The organism is Streptomyces sp. GMY02, assembly GCF_019056675.1.
In the GTDB taxonomy this organism is placed as follows: Bacteria; Actinomycetota; Actinomycetes; order Streptomycetales; family Streptomycetaceae; genus Streptomyces; species Streptomyces odonnellii.
Map to the genome: position 1 here is coordinate 3,185,866 of NZ_CP077658.1, position 18,804 is coordinate 3,204,669.

The window sequence follows — 18,804 nt, forward strand, 5'->3', positions numbered from 1 at the left end:
AGCGCTCCAAGGGCCCGTTTCTGTAGGCAAGTCCATACAGAAGCGGGCCCTTCGTGTGCCAGGATCGGAGGCGTATCCGGGATCACGGGAAGCGGGGAGAGATGAGCGAGCCGAATCCGTACGCGGACGGGGAGTACCAGTGGGGGCCGCCGCAGCAACCGGGTCCCGGGCCGGGAGCGACGCCGGCGCCGGGCACACCCGAGTACGACTTCCCCAATCCGACGCTCATCGCCGGCCCGCAGGGCGCGACTCCGACACCGGCCCCCGGCTACGGCTACCCCGTCCCCGGAGCCACCCCCGCGCCGGGCTACGGCTATCCGTCAGGCGCCCCGTATCCCTCACCGATGGGCGGCGGCGCACCGCTGGTGTCGATGGGCGACATCACCGTGCTGAGCGACTCGATCGTGACCCCGTCGGGCACGCTGCCGCTGAAGGGCGCGGTGTGGAACGCCACGGACCTGTCCCGTACGGAGGAGAAGATCCCGGCGTATGCCATCGTGCTGGCGATCGTCTTCTTCCTCTTCTGCCTGGTCGGTCTGCTCTTCCTGCTGATGAAGGAGAAGACGACGACGGGCTTCATCCAGGTCTCGGTGACCAGCGGCGGCAAGCATCACTCGACGATGATCCCGGCGACCAATCCGTCCGCCTTCCACGCGGTCATGGGCCAGATCAACTACGCCCGTTCACTGAGCACCATGTGATGGGCGCCGGATGATCAGCGCCAAGTGACCGACACAGTTCGACCATCGCGCCCGGCGCCGGGGACTCCCCGGCGCCGGACGCGTTTTGACCGCCCTCCGCCGCCGGACGCGGCTCCCCGCGACGGGGCGTGCGAGGTGCCCGGCGGATCGCACTAGGCTCGGACGGGTGAAGGACGAGAACGCCGTGAAGGATCCGCAGCGGGACGGGAGGACCGCCAGGGCGGTCAGGACCGCCCGGTCCCCGGCCCCCAAGAGCGAACAGACCCGCACGCTCATCCTCGAAACCGCGCTGCGGCTCTTCCAGGAGCGCGGTTACGACAGGACGACGATGCGGGCCATCGCCCAGGACGCCGGGGTCTCCGTCGGGAACGCGTACTACTACTTCTCGTCCAAGGAACACCTCGTCCAGGGCTTCTACGACCGGATCGCAGCCGAACACCGGGTGGCGGTCCGGCCGGTCCTGGACCGGGAGACCGATCTCGAAGCACGGATGGCGGGCGTGCTGAAGGTCTGGCTCGACATCGCCGCGCCGTACCACGAGTTCGCCGCGCAGTTCTTCAAGAACGCGGCGGACCCGGAGAGCCCGCTGAGCCCCTTCTCCCCCGAGTCGGAGCACGCCAGGGACGCGGCCATCGCCGTCCACCGCGAGGCACTGGCCGGGTCCACGGCGAAGGTCGCCGACGAACTGACCGGCATACTCCCCGAGTTGATGTGGCTCTCGCAGATGGGCCTGGTCCTGTACTGGGTCTTCGACCGCTCCGAGAACAGCACCCGCAGCCGCCGCCTGGCCGAACGCGGCGCCCGCCTGACCGCCCGCGGCGTCGCGCTCTCCCGCTTCCGCGTACTGCGTCCGCTCGTACGCGAAGTCCACGAACTCTTCACGGACTTCCTCCCGGGCATGGCGGAGGCGGCGGCGTCGCGCGCGGCTTCCCGGACGGCTTCACCGAAGACCGATTGAGCGTCCGGGGCCCGCCTGACAGAATCAAGTCCGGGCTGTCATGTGCGTGCACCGCTCTGCGGGATCAGGCATTGGGCGAGGCTTCGACAAGAAGTTCCGCCCAGACACGCTTTCCCCAGCAATACACATCGGTGTCCCATCGGCAGGCGTGAGCCTCGATCAGGAGCATTCCGCGGCCTGCCTCCGCGTCACTGCTGGGTTTACGGACGACAGGTGTCGCCCGTGAGCTGTCGCTGACAGTGATACGTACGTGGTCATCGGAGTTGCGGCTGATGCTCACACGCATGGTGGAGCAGCCGCTGTGCAGGACTGCGTTGGCGACGAGTTCGGAAATGATCAGCTCCCCGGCGTCGACAAGATTGCTGAGCCCCCAGGTGTTGAGGGCCGTACGAACGAGCCTGCGAGCACGGCGCGCGGACGCGTCCTCACAAGGCAGTGCCTCGCTGTAGGCCGGGACGTCGATTGCGGCAGATCTTGGTGCGGTCATGGTTGGGCGGTCTTCCCTCCGAAGGTGCAAGGTCAGCCGCAACTCGCTCCGGCTTCGGCCAGTTCTTCATGCTGACAATGTCCAGGAAACCGCTGAATACGGGCACTCTCCACTGCATCCCTGCGGCAGGCTTGATGCAGAAGCGTGCGCAGTGTGCACCGCCACGATGACCGGCGGAGCACGGAAAGGGGCTTCGGGTGGGCCTTGCCGAGAGGCGGAAAGCACTGGGCTACAGCCAGGAAGGACTCGCGCAGGTCCTTGGTGTCGACCGGACCACAGTGGGCCGCTGGGAGACCGGAAGGACCTGCATCCAGCCCCCGTTACGCCCCAAATACGCAGAGGCGCTGCAACTCGGTCTCGCCGAACTCGATGCCCTGATGGTCCAGCCCGCAACCACGCCTCAAGAGGCCGTAAGGTCGTCCTCGGGCGACCGCTACGGCTCAAGGAACCGCCACGGTTCAGGGGACAGGGACGACGTGATTCGACGCGAGTTCTTACGCGCGCTTGCCGTTGCAGGGGCTTTGGCCGGCCTGCCGTCCGCAGAGACGGACAACTTCGTGGAGGGCGTGCAGCGCCAGGGTTCCGATGACTTCACCCGTATGAACGGGCATCTGTGGCAGGTGTACCGGCTCGCCCGCGCCAAAGCTTCCGTCCACCCGATCGTTCGCGATCAGCTCGCGGTACTCACCGAGACCCTTGGCCACCGTTCGCATACGGAGGCGCGGGCGCTCTGCGGCGCCGCAGGCGACATCTTCCAGCTCGCTGGTGAGCTGGCGTTCGATGACAATCGCTATACGGACGCGGCGGCTTCGTACCTGCTCGCCGCGTCCGCCAGCAAAGAGGCCGGATCGTACGACCTCTGGGCCTGCGCCCTCATCCGTCACGCCTACGTCGATGTGCACGAACAGCGCTACCAGGAGGCCGCGGGCGTCCTGTCGGCCGCTGAGCGGATCGCCCGGCGCGGAGACAGCTCGCTCTCGACGCGGCATTGGGTTGCCGCGGTGCAGGCCGAGGCATTCGCGGGACTCGGCGATCTAGAAGCGTGCGAACGCGCGCTGGACCAGGCCGAGAAGGTCGTACACCTGGCCGGGTCAACGCAGAGCGTGGGATGGCTCCGCTTCGACGGCTCGCGCCTCGCGGAGGAACGTGGAGCACGGTACGTGCAGCTCGGTCGGCTCGACCTTGCCGAGCGGACCCTCCGGAGCGCTCTTGGACAAACAGCCCTCGCGGAGGGCCAGTCGTTTCGACGGCGGGGTGTCGTCCTCGCCAATCTGGCAGCCATCGGCGTCAAACGTGAGGATCCGGAGCAAGTCGTCTCCTATGGCCGCCAGGCAGTTCATCTCGCACGAGAATCTTCATCGGGCTACGTCGTCCGTAGACTCCAGGCCCTGCGCTCCGGCTTCGGCAACCTCGCGCACGATGTGCGTGTTGCCGAGCTGGAGGAGGAGATCGACGCGCTGAGCGCAACTCACCGAGAGGGGTAAGCATGTCGCAGACGGAGGGCGCGCGGCTGTTCCGTGAGACGTGGATCGCGGGCGTACGTGAGCATTTTCCCGGCGAGCCCAAGCCCGGCTATGTGACCCCGTGGGAGGACACCCCGGAGTGGGAGCGTGAGGCGGCCGGTGCCGTCTTCGAGCAGGTGCGTCAGTTCCTTGTCCTGAGCGGTGGCCATGCTTCGCGTCTCACGCGTGAGCAGAAGAGCCGCTTCGTCGCCACCTGCTGGACGGCTCAGATGTTCCGGCATTTCGAGAATCCGAAGCCTGGTTACATCGCGGACTGGCCCGACCTGCCGGACTGGCAGAAGGAGACGGACTCGGACATCTTCGAGGCCATTGAGAAGTCCTTGCACTGACCCGGACCCCGCGGCACGGAGGCGGGGTCCGATACGGCCTGGCGTCCGCGCACCGACCGGCGTGCGTTCTCAGTTGGTGGCGGTCGCCGGGGTTTCCGGGAGGGTCAGGTCGTGGACCACGGGCTCCTCGGGGATGTCGATGCGGTGGGTCCCGGGTTCGTGGCCGGGGGAGGCCGCCAGGAGGACGTACGGGCCCGGGGCCGGGGCCGCGAGGATGTAGGAGCCGTCGGCCAGGGACTCGACCCGGTCCAGCGGGCGGCCCGCCGGGGTGAGCAGGGTGAGGGTCGCGGAGCCGACCGGTTCGCCCTCGGGCGACCGTACGAAACCGTGCACCGCCGTCACATGGACCGGGCGGGCGGAGGGCCGCCGGGCGGGCTCGGGCCTCTCCTCGCGCGGCTCCGCCGCCGGGCGGGAAAGCCGTCTGTCCAGCCAGGCCGTCAGCCGCGCCGTCCCCTTGTACCGGTAGCACCGGCTCGCCCATGCCTCCACGATGTCCGCCCTTCTCCCGGTCCCCCGGGCCGTCCCCTCTGGTCCGATCCCAGAATCCGCCCGCGCACCGGCTCCGCGCGGACCACCGGCCCGACTCACAGGGAACTCCCAAGCAGGGCCCCGGGACCCGGGCCGGACGCGTTGCGGATACTGGGACCATGACGGATGGGGCCACGACGGACGGGGCTGTGACGGACGGGGCCGTGACGGACGGGGAGACGACGGCGGCGGCGACCGTGCTGGTCGTCGAGGACGAGCCGAGCATCGCGGACGTCCTCGCCATCGCCCTGCGCTACCACCGCTTCGAGGTGGTGTCCGCGTCGAGCGTGCGGGAGGCCGCGGAGGCGGTACGGCGCAGACGCCCCGACGCGGCGCTGCTCGATGTGATGCTGCCCGACGGCGACGGCCGCGAGATCGGGCGCCAACTGCGCGCGTCCCACCCCGAGACGGCGGTGGTCTTCCTCACCGCGCGGGACGCGCCCGCGGAGATCGTGGGCGGGCTGGCGCTGGGCGACGACTACATCACCAAGCCGTTCAATGTGGATGAGGTGATCGCCAGGATCCGGGCGGTGCTCCGCCGGACCCGGCCTGCCGACCGGCTGCCGGCCCGCCCGCCGCTGCGGTACGCGGATCTGGAGCTGGACGAGGCGACGTACACCGTACGCAGGGCGGGCCGGGCCGTGGACCTCACGCCCACCGAGTACGCGCTGCTGCGCTTCCTGGTGCGCAACGCCGGTTCGGTGGTGAGCAAGGAGGAGCTGCTGCGGCATGTCTGGCGGTACGAACACGCCGCCGAGTCCACGGTCGTGGAGACGTACATCAGCTATCTGCGGCGCAAACTCGACCCGCTGGGGCCGCCGTTGATCACCACCCGGCGCGGTGTGGGGTACGGCCTGGCGAGCCCGGCGTGAACGGCCCGTACCGCCCGCGCCGTACGTACCGCGCAAGCCCCGCGTACCGCCGGTACCGTACGTACCACCGTCGGCTCCTCCGCAGGATCCGCGCCTGGCGCGCCGGCCGCGGGGACTCGCTGCGGACCCGGCTCACCCTCGTCAATGTGCTGCTGCTCGCCCTGGGCATCACCATCGCGACCGGTGTCAGCCTCTTCGGGCTGCGCCACTATCTCCTCGGCTCGATCGACGCCGAACTGACCGGCTCCCGCGAAGGGTTCCAGCGCACCGGGATCACCGTGAAGCAGATGGAGTCCCTGAGCGCGCTCGCGGCGGTACGGGACATCCTCGCGCCCGGTGCCTCGGGGGCGAGCACGCTGCCCAAGCCCGACACCGTCTTCGTGGCCGTCGACGGCTCGGGCCGGGTGATGTCCCTCATCGGGATTCCGCCGAGCGAGCGCCAGCGGGCGCTGGCCGCGGCGGTCGAGGACCCGGTGGCCGCGGCCCGTCACAGCGCCGCACGCGATGTGGACGTGGACGGCGAGCCGTACCGGATGACGGCCGCCCAGCTCCGCGACGGCTCGGTGGTGCTCCTCGCGAAGTCCACCAAGACCGTGCACAAGAGCCTCCAGCGCGCGCTCAAGCTGGATCTGGCGTCCGGGACCCTGCTGCTGGTGCTGCTCGCGATGATCACCCTGATGGGTGCGAGCCGCACACTGCGCCCGCTGGAGGACATGGTGGAGACCGCGTCCGCCATCGCCGAGGGCGATCTGACCCGGCGGATACCGGGCCGCCACGACAGTGTCGCGGAGACCGAACAGCTCCGCCTCGCGCTCAACTCCATGCTCCAGCAGGTCGAGTCGGCGCATATGACGCGGGAGCGCAGCGCGGCCCAGCTCCGCCGGTTCGTCGCGGACGCCTCGCACGAGCTGCGCACCCCGCTCGCCGCAATCCGGGGCTATCTCCAGCTCTACGACCGGGGGATGCTGCGCGGCGCGGCGGAGCGCGAGCGTGCCATGGCCCGGATGAACGCGGAGGCGGACCGGATGGGGCGGCTCGTCGACGAACTCCTGACCCTGGCCCGGCTGGACCAGCGGCCCGAACTGCGGCTGCGGCCGGTGGACCTGTCCAGGCTGGTGCGGGACGCGGCGGACGATCTGCGGGCCCAGCAGCCGGACCGTACGGTCGAGGTGGCGGCGGACGGCACGATGCTGGTCCAGGGCGACGAGTCCGGGCTGCGGCAGGTCATCGGGAATCTGCTGACGAACGTACGGGTGCACACTCCGGTGGCGGCGCCGGTGGCGGTGGAGCTGACCCGCTCGGAGGGCGGTGAGGTACGGCTGCGGATCGCGGACCGGGGCCCCGGAATGGAGGGCGCCGACGCGGACCGTATCTTCGACCGCTTCTTCCGTGTGACGGGCGGAAGCGGTACGGGCGGAAACGGTGCGGGCGCAGGCGGTACGGGCGGAAGAGGTGCGGGCGCAGGCACCGTCGGTACCGGAGGCAGCGGGCTCGGGATGTCCATCGTGCAGGCGGTGGTGGCCTCGCACGGCGGCGAGGTCGCGGTGGAGACCGCACCGGGCGCGGGCCTGGCGGTCACGGTGACGTTGCCACTGCCACTGCCACTGCCGCTGCCGCGCTCGTCACCGTGACCGTCGTAGCCGTACCAGCCGCACCGACCGTGAAGTCCAGGCCTCGCAGCGACGGTTCAGAGCCGGCCCAGCGCCCACAGCCGCCACAGCCCCGTACCGTCCGAGAGGTACTGCGAGCCGGTGATGTCCTCGGTGCTGAGGACGTAGTTCTTCTTCTGCCACAGCGGCAGCACCGGCACATCCTGCGCGACCACCCGCTGGAGGGTCTTGAAGTCCGCCGACGCGCGGGCCCGTTCGCTGTACTGCTGCGTGGACTCGATCAACTGGTCGACGCGCTCGCTGGAGTAGCCGTTGTGCAGGGTCGAGTCGCGGCCGACCAGCGGCTGCACGAAGTTGTCGGGGTCCGGGAAGTCCGGCAGCCAGCTCACGCAGTACGCGTCGAACTGCCCCGCGGAGTAGCCCTTCTGGAACTCCGTCCACTCGCGCTCGACGGTCCTCACCCGGAACAGCCCGGTGGCTTCGAGCTGTCTGCGCAGCTCCGCCGCCTCTTGCGCGGCCGAACCGCCCTGCGCGTACGCGAGCGTGAACCGTACGGGCGTCTCCACCCCCGCGTCCGAGAGAAGCTTCTTCGCCCGCTCGCGGTCCGGCTGCGGATAGGAGTCAAAGAAGGGAGTGGTGTGCGAGGTGATGCCCTGCGGGATCAGCGAGTAGAGCGGATCGACGGTCGAGTCGTAGACGTCGGTGGCGATCCCGGCCCGGTCGACGACCGCGGCGACGGCCTTGCGTACCGCGGTGTCGGCCATCGGCGACCCGTCGCGCACATTGAAGACGAGATTGCGGATCGCGGCGCTCTCGGCCTCGTTGACCCGGATGCCGTCCTGGCTCGCGTCCAGTCCCGCGATCAGCTCGGGCGGAAGCTGACGGTGTGTCACATCGACGCTGCGCGCCTTCCAGGCGGCGGCCAGGTCGTCCGAGGTCTTGAAGTAGCGGACATCGACCGGGCCTCCGGTCTCGACCGCGCCCCGGTACGCGGGGTTGGGCACGAGATGCGCGCGGGCGCCGGGGGTGTACGACGTGAGGAGGTACGGGCCCGAGCCGTCGGCCTCGTCGCCCTGGCGCAGCGCGGTGGCCGGGTAGCGGGTGCGGTCGACGATCGAACCGGCCCCGGTGGCGACCTTCAGCGGGAAGGTGGCGTCCCGCGAACCGAGGTTGAAGGTGACGGTCTGGCCGCGCGCCACCACCGACTTGAGGGTGGTGAACAGGGACTGCGGCCCGACATCCGCCTTGATCGCCAGCACCCGGTCGAAGGAGAACTTCACATCCGCGCCGGTGACCTTGCGCCCGCTCGGGAAGCGCAGATCGTCCCGTACCTCGCAGCGGTAGGCGCGTAGTTCCGTATCGGTGAAGTCGCAGGTGCGCGCTGCGTCGGGAACGGGCGTGATGGAACTGGGTTTGAACGTGAGCAGCGACTGGTAGACATTGCTGAACAGCGCCCAGGATCCCGCGTCGTAGGCGCCCGCCGGATCGAGCGATGTGACGACGTCCGTCGTCCCGACCGTGATCGGTATCCGCTCGGCCCGGCCGGACGGGAGCAGTTGCCAGCCGCCCACCCCGGCAGCCGCCAGCACCAGACAAATGACCAGTATCCGCAGACGTACAGTCCGCATGCCGCGCCCCTCTGCCACGCCCACCCCTGACCGTGATGGCGCTCACCCAACCACAAGCGAAAGACCTGTGGAAGGGAAATACCGGCTCCCGCGGGCAACAGTCGGATTACCGTCACGTAAGCCGGAAAAAGGGGCATGGGAGGAGGCCGGGGCCGGCCTCCTCCCATGCCCCTTCCGGTGCTCCTTGAGCGCGTTACGCCTGGCGCGAGGCGAGCTGTACGAGGGTGATGTCGGAGGGGGCGCCGACGCGGACCGGCGGGCCCCAGGCGCCCGCGCCGCGCGTGACATAGAGCTGGGTGTCGCCGTACCGCTCCAGGCCCGCCACGGTCGGATTGGCCAGTTCTGCCAGGTAGTTGCCGGGCCAGAGCTGGCCGCCGTGGGTGTGCCCGGAGAGCTGGAGGTCGACCCCCTGGCTCACGGCGTCGTCGATGACGACGGGCTGGTGGGCGAGGAGTACGGAGGTTCTCGTCCGGTCGCGGTCGCCGAGCGCCTTGGCGAAGTCGGGGCCCGAGCCCTCGCTCTCCCCGGCGACATCGTTGACCCCGGCGAGATCGAAGCCGGGGATCTCCACGCGCTCGTTCTCCAGGGGCCGCAGCCCCAGCTCGCGTACATGGTCGACCCAGGCGGCGGCGCCCGAGAAGTACTCGTGGTTGCCGGTGACGAAGAACGCGCCGTGCGGTGCCTCCAGGCCCGCGAGCGGCTCGGCGGCGGGCCCGAGATCCTCGACGCTGCCGTCGACCAGGTCGCCGACGACGGCGATCAGATCCGGCCGGGCGGAGTTGATCGTGTCGACGATGCGCTGGGTGTGGGCGCGGCCCAGGATCGGGCCGAGGTGGATGTCGCTGACGACGGCGATACGGAAACCGTGCGCGGACCGCGGCAGTTTGGCGAGCGGTACGGTGACCCGCTTGAGGCGGGGGCCGCGCAGGACGCCGTAGGTGCCGTAGCCGACGGTGGCGAGGGCGGCGGTCGCCGCGGCGCCGCCGACGATCCGGGAGACGAAGAGCCTGCGGGAGGGTGCGGTGGCGGCGGGCCGGGGCGCCGGACCGTCCGGGCCGGCGTCGCCCTCGGCCAGGGAGCCGCTCGCGGTGGCGGGAGACGCCGTACGGGCCGCCGCGCCGGCGGTGACCAGCGGCTGTGCCGATTCGGCGGTCTCGGCGGTCGCGGCAGTCGCGGATCCGGACGCCTCGCGGTCCCCGCGGTCCGTCAGCCGGCGGACCAGGGGCCGTACCGCCTCACCGACCAGCAGGGCCAGCACCAGATAGAGCAGCAGCGCGAGCCACAAGTAGCCGGGCCATGCCACGATCTGCTGAAGGCGGAACGGAGTCCCGGACCGTCCCACGGCCACCGCGGCGAAGGACAGCAACGGCAGTACGACGATGGCCGCGGTGCCGAGTACGCGAGCCGTACCGCGCCCCTCCGTCGTGTCGCGCACCAGGCGCCGCCACACGTACCAGTGCGCCGCGACGACCAGCGCGACGGCGGCGAGCACCCCCAGAACGACCACGACGACCACGAACGGTCCCCCTATCCCTGTCTGTATGTGTTGTGCGGTCTGTCCGGCCCGGTTGTCCGGCCTCGTTGTCGGGCCGGCTCATTCGGCCGGTTCGCGCCTCAGCGCGCGTACACCACGGAACCCGATCGCGCCCACGGCCGTCCCCAGGAGGAAGGACACGATGGCGAGCAGCAAGTGCACCCAGAAATATCCCGTGGGATCACCGGCGTCATCGAACGCCAGTCCACTCCCGTCCTGCCACAGGTTCTTGACGAAAGTGATCCAGATGAACCAGCTCCACACCCCGAACGCGAGCAGGAACCAGGAGACGGGGCGGCTGAGCTTCATGGATTCAGTATCGCCGCAGCCCGTGGGAGGGCGGCGGCGGGGTACTGAGGCCGCCACGAATTCCACCGCGAAATCCGAACACCTGTCGCCCATACCTTCCGACGGTCCGCCGGACATACGGTCGGACCGCAGCGTGGCGCAAAAGGTTGAGCCGGTCCGGCGGAGGGGGCGGCGGTTCACCCCGCCGGTGTCGGATGCATTGTCGACTCCCTGTACGTTTTCGAACGTGTCTGCTCTGAAAAAGACCGCGCTGACGGTCACCGCTGCCGCGTTGTTGCCGCTTCTGACCGCCGCGCCGGCGTCCGCGACCAGGAAGGCCGAGGGGCCGGACTCCGAGCCCCGGCCGCCCGCCAAGATGTCCACCGTCGGCGGGGCCAGACTCGGCAAGGCGGGCACCCAGGTGGATCTCGGCAAGGGCGCCCCGGTGCTGCCCAAGAAGCTGAGCGGCCGGTCCTGGATCGTCGCGGACGCGGAGACCGGCGACGTACTGGCCTCGCACAACGCCCACTGGCGGCTGGCCCCGGCCTCGACCCTCAAGATGCTCTTCGCGGACACCCTGCTGCCCAAGCTCCCCAAGAACGAGTCGCACAAGGTGAAACCGGCCGAGCTGGAGCCGGTCGGCGAGGGCAGCAGCCTGGTCGGGGTCAAGGAGAACCTCAGCTACACGGTCCACGATCTGTGGCTGGGGGTGTTCCTGCGCTCCGGGAACGACGCGGTCCATGTGCTCGCGGCCATGAACGACGGCGTCAAGAAGACCGTCAAGGACATGCAGGCGCACGCCGACGAGCTTCAGGCGCTCGACACACATGTCGTCTCGCCGGACGGCTACGACGAGCCGGGCCAGGTCTCCAGCGCGTACGACCTCACCCTGATCGCCCGCTCCGGGCTCCAGAAGAAGGACTTCCGCGAGTACGCCGCGACCGCGACGGCCAAGTTCCCCGGCGAGCCGATCAAGCCGCCCGAGCCGGAGGAGGGCGAGAAGCCGAAGAAGGCCGTGAAGCCGGAGAAAGGCCTGCCCAAGCGGGAGTTCTTCGAGATCCAGAACACCAACCGGCTGCTGACCGGCGCCCCCGGCATCGCCCCGTACAAGGGCATCGCGGGCGTGAAGAACGGCAACACCACCCACGCGGGCGCGACCTTCACCGGTGTCGCCGAGCGGAACGGCAAGGTGCTGCTGGTCACGGTCATGAACCCGTCCTCGCACGAGGGCCAGGCGGTCTATCAGGAGACGACCCGGCTGCTGGACTGGGGCTTCGCGGCGGTCGGCAAGGTGAAGCCGGTCGGTGTGCTGGTGCCGCCGAAGTCGGCCGCGACGAACGCGTCGCCGAGCCCGACCGCGGTCGGAGTCGGCAAGGGCAGCCGGACCGGCCCCACCCCGCTCGCCGCCGCCAACAGCGGGAGTTCGGGAGGCATAGGAACCGCGCTCGCGGTCTCCGGCGGGGCGCTGGTCCTGCTGGCGGGCGGAGTGTATGTGGTCAACCGGCGCTGGCCGCTCCCCGATCTCGTACGACGGCGTTCGCACGAGTAGCACCGGCGCAGCGGTCGCCGGCCGAGGCCCCCAGGCCTCCCGCACCACCGTCGCCGCCGTCTTCGGCCGGTTCGCGGGCCAGTGGCTCCCGGTCCGGGGTCGCCGTCCAGGCGGCGCAGAACAGCATCAGTTTCGCCGTGAAGTTGATCCACAGCAGCAGCGCCACCGGCACCCCGAACGCGCCGTACACGCTCTTCGCCGCCACCCCGCGGATATAGCCGCCGATCAGCAGCTTGAGCAGTTCGAAGCCGACGGCGCCGATGAGCGCGGCGACGAGGAGCCGGTGGCGGGGCGGCTGCACCTGGGGCAGCAGCGTCAGGACGTACAGCAGGATCAGGAAGTCGGCCGCGACCGCCACCAGCAGCGCGGCGGCCTGGAGCACCACTCCGCCCGCGCCGCCCTCGGGGATGCCCAGCCTGGCGGCGGTCCAGCCGATGGCCGTGGAGCCGAAGGTGGAGGCGCCGAGCGAGCCGAGGCCGACGGCGCCGAGACCGAGCAGCACCACCGCGTCCTTCGCCTTGAGGACGACCGGATTGCCCTCGTCGGCCTTGTCGAGCTCCCAGACGGCCCGCAGGCACTCCCGCATCGAACCGATCCAGCCGATCCCGGTGAGGAGCAGCAGCGCGGCGGCGACCACCCCGACCGTCCCGGCGTTGGCCACCAGACCGCTGATGTCGAGCTGGCCGGAGATCCCGGGGACCTGCTCCTCCAGGGTCGCCCTGAGCCGGTCGAGCTGACTCCGGCTCAGCAGCGCGGCACCGATCGCCGCGGCCACCGTGATCAGCGGGAACAGCGCCACAAAGCTGGTGAAGGTGATGGCGGCGGCCAGCCGTGTCCAGTGGACCCGGTCGAGCGTCTCGTACGAACGCCACAGATGCGTCCGTACCAGCCGGTCCACCAGCGGGGCGGCCAGCGGACCGATCACCGGGATTCTCTTGAGCCAGTCCATGATGGACACCTACCCCGGGATCGGCGAAGGAGCGCCGGGCGCCCCCCGGCCGCCCCTTCATACGGGCCACCCATTCCCAGGGGCACGGGATGAAAGGTGACAAAGAATGGCGTACAGGGCGATACGGTCACCATCATGCCTGCCGACACCGGCACCGCGGCCGACGCGGTGCGCGATGCGCACGACCCGCACGACCCCTATGTCTCGCTGACCGGCTGGGGCCGGACCGCGCCGACGACGGCCCTGCTGGTGCGCCCCCGTTCGTACGAGGAGACCGCCGAGGCCGTACGTGGCGCGGGGCCGCGCGGTTCCATCGCCCGCGGTCTGGGCCGGGCGTACGGCGACGCGGCGCAGAACGCGGGCGGCTCCGTGCTCGACATGACCGCCCTGGACCGGATCCACGCGATCGACGCGGACGGCGGTGTGGTCGCGTGCGACGCCGGGGTGAGCCTGCACCGGCTGATGGAGGTGCTCGTCCCGCTCGGCTGGTTCGTGCCGGTGACGCCCGGGACCCGGTACGTCACGGTCGGCGGGGCGATCGGCGGCGACATCCACGGCGGAAACCACCAGGTGTCGGGGTCCTTCGCCCGGCATGTGCTGTCGCTGGAACTTCTGACCGCCGATGGCGAGATCCGTACGGTCCTGCCCGGCACCCCGCTGTTCGACGCGACCGCGGGCGGTCTCGGGCTGACCGGGGTGGTCCTGTCGGCGACCGTACGGCTGCACCCGGTCGCGACCTCGCTGATGACCGTCGACACCGAGCGGGCCAGGGATCTGGACGATCTGCTGGCCCGGCTGACCGCGGCCAACCCGGCGACCGGCCGCCCGTACCGCCATGCCGTCGCCCGGATCGATCTGCTGGCGCGCGGGAGCGCGCTGGGGCGGTCGGTCCTGATGCGCGCGGAACACGCGCCGCTGGAAGCGCTGGACTCACTCCCGGCGCGCGCCCGGCGCCGTCCGCTCGCCTTCCGTCCTGCCCGGCTCCCGGCCACGCCCGCGCACCTCCCGTCGGGGCTGCTGGGCCGTGCGGCGGTCGGGCTCCTCAACGAGGTCTGGTACCGCGGGGCTCCCCGGCGGCGGACCGGTGAACTACAGCGTCTCTCCGCCTTCTTCCATCCGCTGGACGGGGTGCCGCGCTGGAACCGGATCTACGGGCGGCAGGGCTTCGTCCAGTACCAGTTCGTCGTCGGCGACGGGCAGGAGGAGGCGCTGCGCCGGATCGTGGAGCGGGTGGCCCGCCGCGGCTTCCCGTCCTTCCTCGCCGTACTGAAACGGTTCGGTGCGGGGGACCCGGGGTGGCTGTCGTTCCCGGCGGCCGGCTGGGCGCTGGCCCTGGATCTGCCCGCCGGGCTGACCGGCGCGGGGTCGTTCCTGGACGAGCTGGACGAGGATGTCGCGGCGGCCGGCGGGCGGGTCAATCTCGCGAAGGACGCGCGGCTGCGGCCGGAGCTGCTGGCCGCGATGTATCCGAAGCTGGCCGAGTTCCGGGCGCTGCGGGCCGCGCTGGACCCGGGTGCCGTGTTCACCTCGGACCTGTCGCGTCGGCTGGGTCTGTAGCGCGGGCCCTGTCCGTACGCCCCTGTCAGTAGTCCGTACGCGCCTGTCCGACGTGCCTGTGCGTACCGGGCCCCGCCCGCGCGCCCACTGTCCCACCCTTCCAAGGAGCGATCACCATGAAGGACGCCTTCGGCATCCCGCAGTCCCTGCTCATCCTCGGCGGCACCTCGGAGATCGGGCTCGCCACCGCGCGCCGGCTGATCGCCCGCCGTACCCGTACGGTCTGGCTGGCCGGCCGCCCCTCCCCCGCCCTGGACACCGCAGCCGACAGGCTGCGGACCCTGGGCGCGGAGGTACGTACCGTCCCCTTCGACGCACTGGATCCCGGCTCGCACACCGAGGTCCTCGGCAAGGTCTTCACGGAGGGCGACATCGACATGGTGCTGCTCGCCTTCGGGATCCTGGGCGACCAGGCGCACGACGAGGCGGATCCGCCCGCGGCGGTGCGCGTCGCGCAGACCAACTACACCGGAGCGGTCTCGGCCGGACTGGTGTGCGCGGGCGCGTTGCAGATCCAGGGGCACGGCTCGCTGGTGGTGCTGTCGTCGGTGGCCGGCGAGCGCGCCCGCCGTACGGACTTCATCTACGGGTCGAGCAAGGCGGGCCTGGACGCCTTCGCGCAGGGGCTGGGGGACGCCATGCTGGGCACGGGTGTGCAGGTCATGATCGTACGGCCGGGCTTCGTACGGTCACCGGGGACGGCCGGGCGGCCGGAGACCCCGCTGGCCACGACCCCCGAGGCGGTGGCGGCCGCGATCGAACTGGGGCTGCGGCGGCGCTCGGAGACGGTGTGGGTGCCGGGGGCGCTGCGGCCGGTGATGTCGGCGCTGCGGCATCTTCCGCGCCCGGTGTTCCGCAGACTGCCGATCTGAGGCGCGTGGTCCGAGGCCCGTGGTCCGTGGTCGGTAACCCGGGCAGGCTCAGGGGCTCAGCGAGGCGGGCCGGTCGGCGGGGGTGGTCTGGCAGGGCACGTCCGAGCCGTCGTCGTCGCCCCCGAACATGTACTCGTGCAGTTTCCGCCACACCCCGTCCGTGCCCTGTTCGTACAGCGCGAAGGACGTGCAGCTCCAGGCCGCCGCGTACTCCGACAGCTCCTCGTACGCCCGGTCCATCGCCTCCTCCGCGATGCCGTGCGCCACCGTGACATGCGGGTGGTACGGGAACTGCAGTTCGCGGACGAGCGGGCCCGAGCTGTCCCTGACCCGTTTCTGGAGCCAGGTGCAGGCCGCCGCGCCCTCCACGACCTGGATGTAGACGACCGGGGAGAGCGGCCGGAACGTACCCGTGCCGGACAGGCGCATCGGGAAGGGGCGGCCCGCCGACGCGACCGAGGCGAGATGCGCCTCGATCGCCGGGAGCGCCGAGGAGTCGACCTCGGTGGGCGGCAGCAGGGTGACATGGGTGGGGATGCCGTGCGCGGCGGGATCGCCGAAGCCCGCACGCCGCTCCTGGATCAGGCTGCCGTACGGCTCCGGGACCGCGATCGAAACGCCGAGCGTTACGGTCCCCACGTCGTTCTCCTCAATCCGTGTGTCGTCCGTGTCGGATGGGTCAGTCGGGTCTGGTGGTGATCTGGCGGATGGCTCGGGCGGGGCCGGCGGTGAGGTGCCGGGGCGGTGATCCGGTGGGGCCGCCGCCGTCCGCCAGTGTGACGGTCGCACCGGCCGACTGGCCAGCGCTCGCCCCCGCGCCTACGCCGACCGACGGACGGAGCCGCCGTCCGTGCGAAGGCGGCGCGCCGCCGGGGTCCGGCCCCGGCGCCCGCGGGGGTCCTGACCGGGCGCCGGGCAGGCCGGCTCAGTGCTTGGCGGGCAGGAAACCGACTCTGTCGTACGTCTGCGCGAGGGTCTCGGCGGCCACGGCCCGGGCCTTCTCCGCGCCCTCGGCGAGGATCGAGTCCAGCGTCTCCGGATCGTCCAGATACTCCTGGGTGCGGGTCCTGAACGGGGTGACGAAGTCGACCATGACATCCGCCAGGTCCGTCTTCAGCGCGCCGTACCCCTTGCCGACGTACTTCTCCTCCAGCTCCGCGACGGACGTGTCCGTGAGGGTGGAGTAGATCGTGAGCAGATTGCTGACGCCCGGCTTGGCCTCGGTGTCGAAGCGGATCTCCGTGCCGGTGTCGGTGACCGCGCTCTTGATCTTCTTCGCGGTGGTCTTCGGCTCGTCCAGCAGATTGACCAGGCCCTTGGGCGTGGACGCCGACTTGCTCATCTTGATCGCCGGGTCCTGGAGGTCGTAGATCTTGGCGACCTCCTTGACGATGTACGGCGCCGGGACCGTGAACGTCGGTCCGAAGCGCGCGTTGAACCGCTCGGCGAGATCGCGGGTCAGCTCGACGTGCTGGCGCTGGTCCTCGCCGACCGGCACGGCGTTGGCCTGGTAGAGCAGGATGTCCGCGACCTGGAGGATCGGGTACGTGAAGAGGCCGACCGTGGCACGGTCCGCGCCCTGCTTGGCCGACTTGTCCTTGAACTGCGTCATCCGGGAGGCCTCGCCGAAGCCGGTGATGCAGTTCATCACCCAGGCGAGCTGGGCGTGTTCGGGGACATGGCTCTGGATGAAGAGCGTGCAGCGCCGCGGGTCCAGGCCGGCGGCGAGAAGCTGGGCGGCGGCGAGGCGCGTATTGGCACGCAGCTCGGCGGGATCCTGGGGAACCGTGATCGCGTGCAGGTCCACGACCATGTAGAACGCGTCGTGAGTGTCCTGCAGCGCCACATACTGGCGCACCGCACCGAGGTAGTTCCCGAGATGGAACGAGCCGGCGGTGGGCTGGATTCCGGAGAGAGCGCGCGGACTTTCTGAGGCCATGTCCACCATTCTCTCAGGTATGACCGACAGCTCGGGAACGGATCTCCGGGGCGCCGGGATTCCGGGCGGCCGGCGGACATCTCGACGTAGGGCCTGTTCAGCCGGGGCACGCCGGGAGCAAGGTTTCTTCATCCACCCTGTGAGCGACGATAGAAAGTGGGGCATCGCCCCGCCCACGCCGGACAACTTGTCCTGACCGATCGGAGAGTCCGTGTCGACAACGGAGAGCGCCATCGCCTCGGCGGAGGCCCACAGTGCGCACAACTACCACCCGCTGCCCGTCGTCGTCGCCTCGGCGGACGGCGCGTGGATGACGGATGTCGAGGGGCGGCGTTTCCTCGACATGCTCGCCGGCTATTCGGCGCTCAACTTCGGCCATGGCAACAGAAGGCTGATCGACGCCGCCAAGGCGCAGTTGGAGCGGGTGACCCTGACGTCCCGGGCGTTCCACCACGACCGGTTCGCGGAGTTCTGTACGCGGCTCGCCGAGCTGTGCGGCATGGAGATGGTGCTGCCCATGAACACCGGGGCGGAGGCGGTGGAGACCGCCGTGAAGACCGCCAGGAAATGGGGATACCGGGTCAAGGGCGTACCGGACGGGATGGCCAAGATCATCGTCGCGGCCAACAACTTCCACGGCCGTACGACCACGATCGTCAGCTTCTCCACGGACAGCGAGGCACGCGCGGACTACGGACCGTACACACCCGGCTTCGAGATCGTGCCGTACGGGGATCTCACCGCGCTGGACGCGGCGATGACCGAGAACACCGTGGCCGTGCTGCTGGAGCCGATCCAGGGCGAGGCCGGGGTGCTGGTCCCGCCGGCCGGGTATCTCGCGGGGGTGCGGGAGATGACCCGGGCGCGCGAAGTGCTGTTCATCGCGGACGAGATCCAGTCGGGCCTCGGCAGGACCGGCAGGACCTTCGCGTGCGAGCACGAGGGCGTCGTCCCGGACATGTACATCCTCGGCAAGGCGCTGGGCGGCGGGGTGGTGCCGGTGTCGGCCGTGGTGTCCTCGGCGGCGGTGCTCGGGGTGTACCGCCCGGGCGAGCACGGTTCGACCTTCGGGGGCAATCCGCTGGCCTGCGCGGTGGCACTGGAGGTCATCGCGATGCTGCGGACCGGTGAGTTCCAGCAGCGCGCGGCGGAGCTGGGCGACCATCTCCACCATGAGCTGGGGCTGCTGGTGGGCGGCGGTGCCGTGGAGGCGGTACGGGGACGGGGGCTGTGGGCCGGGGTGGACATCGTGCCGTCGCGGGGGACGGGCCGGGAGATCTCGGAGCGGCTGATGGACCGGGGGGTGCTGGTGAAGGACACGCACGGCTCGACGATCCGGATCGCTCCGCCGCTGGTGATCAGCAAGGAGGACCTGGACTGGGGGCTGGACCAGTTGCGGGCGGTGCTGGCGGACGCCTGACGCCGGTGGGCGGGGGGCCGGTGGGCTGAGGGCCCTTGGGCTGAGGCTGGCCGGCGGGTC

General features: G+C 70.6%; 18 protein-coding genes. 10 read left to right on the forward strand and 8 right to left on the reverse strand.

All coding sequences use genetic code 11. The annotated features are described in order from the left end of the window. The first annotated feature begins 101 nt into the window (after positions 1–101). Positions 102–701 carry a hypothetical protein gene (locus tag KQY30_RS13305; protein ID WP_217307013.1) on the forward strand — a complete coding sequence of 200 codons (600 nt, stop codon included), beginning with the start codon at positions 102–104 and terminating at the stop codon, positions 699–701. A 274-nt stretch (positions 702–975) separates the two neighbouring features. Beyond that, the gene (locus KQY30_RS13310) at positions 976–1,659 is read left to right on the forward strand and encodes a TetR/AcrR family transcriptional regulator (protein ID WP_254407587.1); all 684 of its coding nucleotides are present in this window, start codon (positions 976–978) and stop codon (positions 1,657–1,659) included. Positions 1,660–1,723: 64 nt separating this feature from the next. Here the strand turns inward: KQY30_RS13310 and KQY30_RS13315 are convergent, their stop codons facing one another. After that, the gene (locus tag KQY30_RS13315; RefSeq protein ID WP_217307014.1) at positions 1,724–2,146 is read right to left on the reverse strand and encodes an ATP-binding protein; all 423 of its coding nucleotides are present in this window, start codon (positions 2,144–2,146) and stop codon (positions 1,724–1,726) included. Between the two features lie 197 nt (positions 2,147–2,343). Here KQY30_RS13315 and KQY30_RS13320 point away from each other — a divergent pair, with 197 nt between their 5' ends. Together KQY30_RS13320 and KQY30_RS13325 are read left to right on the forward strand one after the other, a co-directional pair. Continuing rightward, on the forward strand, positions 2,344–3,630 hold the full coding sequence (locus KQY30_RS13320; protein WP_217307015.1) for a helix-turn-helix transcriptional regulator: 1,287 nt from the start codon (positions 2,344–2,346) through the stop codon (positions 3,628–3,630). 2 nt (positions 3,631–3,632) lie between these two features. Beyond that, positions 3,633–3,998 carry a hypothetical protein gene (locus tag KQY30_RS13325; protein ID WP_217307016.1) on the forward strand — a complete coding sequence of 122 codons (366 nt, stop codon included), beginning with the start codon at positions 3,633–3,635 and terminating at the stop codon, positions 3,996–3,998. A gap of 69 nt (positions 3,999–4,067) precedes the next feature. Here the strand turns inward: KQY30_RS13325 and KQY30_RS13330 are convergent, their stop codons facing one another. After that, entirely contained in the window at positions 4,068–4,487 is a 420-nt protein-coding gene (locus tag KQY30_RS13330) for a carboxypeptidase-like regulatory domain-containing protein (RefSeq protein ID WP_254407107.1), read from the reverse strand. 236 nt (positions 4,488–4,723) lie between these two features. Here KQY30_RS13330 and KQY30_RS13335 point away from each other — a divergent pair, with 236 nt between their 5' ends. Next, positions 4,724–5,398 carry a response regulator transcription factor gene (locus KQY30_RS13335; RefSeq protein WP_254407588.1) on the forward strand — a complete coding sequence of 225 codons (675 nt, stop codon included), beginning with the start codon at positions 4,724–4,726 and terminating at the stop codon, positions 5,396–5,398. An 86-nt stretch (positions 5,399–5,484) separates the two neighbouring features. Further along, positions 5,485–7,029 (forward strand): HAMP domain-containing sensor histidine kinase, encoded by a 1,545-nt coding sequence (locus KQY30_RS13340; protein WP_217311031.1) that lies wholly within the window; start codon positions 5,485–5,487, stop codon positions 7,027–7,029. 56 nt (positions 7,030–7,085) lie between these two features. Here KQY30_RS13340 and KQY30_RS13345 read toward each other — a convergent pair whose 3' ends face one another. The 3 genes from KQY30_RS13345 to KQY30_RS36385 all read right to left on the reverse strand — a co-directional run bounded on the left by KQY30_RS13345 (position 7,086) and on the right by KQY30_RS36385 (position 10,479). Then, positions 7,086–8,636 (reverse strand): ABC transporter substrate-binding protein, encoded by a 1,551-nt coding sequence (locus KQY30_RS13345; RefSeq protein WP_217307019.1) that lies wholly within the window; start codon positions 8,634–8,636, stop codon positions 7,086–7,088. A gap of 193 nt (positions 8,637–8,829) precedes the next feature. Next, positions 8,830–10,152 carry a metallophosphoesterase gene (locus KQY30_RS13350; RefSeq protein ID WP_217307020.1) on the reverse strand — a complete coding sequence of 441 codons (1,323 nt, stop codon included), beginning with the start codon at positions 10,150–10,152 and terminating at the stop codon, positions 8,830–8,832. 78 nt (positions 10,153–10,230) lie between these two features. Beyond that, positions 10,231–10,479, reverse strand: coding sequence for an SCO4848 family membrane protein (locus tag KQY30_RS36385; protein ID WP_046501654.1), 249 nt, complete (start codon positions 10,477–10,479; stop codon positions 10,231–10,233). Between the two features lie 226 nt (positions 10,480–10,705). On the opposite strand from KQY30_RS36385, the gene KQY30_RS13355 reads away from it, so the two are divergent. Then, entirely contained in the window at positions 10,706–12,007 is a 1,302-nt protein-coding gene (locus tag KQY30_RS13355; protein WP_367997419.1) for a D-alanyl-D-alanine carboxypeptidase family protein, read from the forward strand. Here KQY30_RS13355 and KQY30_RS13360 read toward each other — a convergent pair. Beyond that, on the reverse strand, positions 11,955–12,956 hold the full coding sequence (locus tag KQY30_RS13360) for a YihY/virulence factor BrkB family protein (protein ID WP_217307022.1): 1,002 nt from the start codon (positions 12,954–12,956) through the stop codon (positions 11,955–11,957). The genes KQY30_RS13355 and KQY30_RS13360 overlap by 53 nt on opposite strands. A 135-nt stretch (positions 12,957–13,091) precedes the next feature. Here KQY30_RS13360 and KQY30_RS13365 point away from each other — a divergent pair, with 135 nt between their 5' ends. Both KQY30_RS13365 and KQY30_RS13370 read left to right on the forward strand, forming a co-directional pair. Further along, positions 13,092–14,513 carry an FAD-binding oxidoreductase gene (locus tag KQY30_RS13365; protein ID WP_217307023.1) on the forward strand — a complete coding sequence of 474 codons (1,422 nt, stop codon included), beginning with the start codon at positions 13,092–13,094 and terminating at the stop codon, positions 14,511–14,513. Between the two features lie 116 nt (positions 14,514–14,629). Further along, positions 14,630–15,385: a decaprenylphospho-beta-D-erythro-pentofuranosid-2-ulose 2-reductase gene (locus KQY30_RS13370; protein ID WP_217307024.1), complete on the forward strand. Its 756-nt coding sequence runs from the start codon at positions 14,630–14,632 to the stop codon at positions 15,383–15,385. Positions 15,386–15,433: 48 nt separating this feature from the next. Here the strand turns inward: KQY30_RS13370 and KQY30_RS13375 are convergent, their stop codons facing one another. Both KQY30_RS13375 and trpS read right to left on the reverse strand, forming a co-directional pair. Continuing rightward, positions 15,434–16,024, reverse strand: a complete 591-nt coding sequence (locus KQY30_RS13375) for a 2'-5' RNA ligase family protein (protein WP_217307025.1) — start codon at positions 16,022–16,024, stop codon at positions 15,434–15,436. A gap of 286 nt (positions 16,025–16,310) precedes the next feature. Continuing rightward, positions 16,311–17,324, reverse strand: coding sequence for a tryptophan--tRNA ligase (gene trpS / locus KQY30_RS13380; protein ID WP_217307026.1), 1,014 nt, complete (start codon positions 17,322–17,324; stop codon positions 16,311–16,313). A 211-nt stretch (positions 17,325–17,535) separates the two neighbouring features. On the opposite strand from trpS, the gene rocD reads away from it, so the two are divergent. Continuing rightward, positions 17,536–18,744, forward strand: a complete 1,209-nt coding sequence (gene rocD / locus KQY30_RS13385; protein ID WP_217307027.1) for an ornithine--oxo-acid transaminase — start codon at positions 17,536–17,538, stop codon at positions 18,742–18,744. The last annotated feature ends 60 nt before the right edge of the window (positions 18,745–18,804 follow it).

What these genes read in the sequence shown, in the direction of transcription:
- KQY30_RS13305 (WP_217307013.1), top strand. Translation starts at nt 102, where the DNA reads ATGAGCGAGCCGAATCCGTACGCGGACGGGGAGTACCAGTGGGGGCCG.
- KQY30_RS13315 (WP_217307014.1), bottom strand. Translation starts at nt 2,146, where the DNA reads ATGACCGCACCAAGATCTGCCGCAATCGACGTCCCGGCCTACAGCGAG.
- KQY30_RS13325 (WP_217307016.1), top strand. Translation starts at nt 3,633, where the DNA reads ATGTCGCAGACGGAGGGCGCGCGGCTGTTCCGTGAGACGTGGATCGCG.
- KQY30_RS13345 (WP_217307019.1), bottom strand. Translation starts at nt 8,636, where the DNA reads ATGCGGACTGTACGTCTGCGGATACTGGTCATTTGTCTGGTGCTGGCG.
- KQY30_RS36385 (WP_046501654.1), bottom strand. Translation starts at nt 10,479, where the DNA reads ATGAAGCTCAGCCGCCCCGTCTCCTGGTTCCTGCTCGCGTTCGGGGTG.
- KQY30_RS13360 (WP_217307022.1), bottom strand. Translation starts at nt 12,956, where the DNA reads ATGGACTGGCTCAAGAGAATCCCGGTGATCGGTCCGCTGGCCGCCCCG.
- KQY30_RS13365 (WP_217307023.1), top strand. Translation starts at nt 13,092, where the DNA reads ATGCCTGCCGACACCGGCACCGCGGCCGACGCGGTGCGCGATGCGCAC.
- KQY30_RS13370 (WP_217307024.1), top strand. Translation starts at nt 14,630, where the DNA reads ATGAAGGACGCCTTCGGCATCCCGCAGTCCCTGCTCATCCTCGGCGGC.
- trpS (WP_217307026.1), bottom strand. Translation starts at nt 17,324, where the DNA reads ATGGCCTCAGAAAGTCCGCGCGCTCTCTCCGGAATCCAGCCCACCGCC.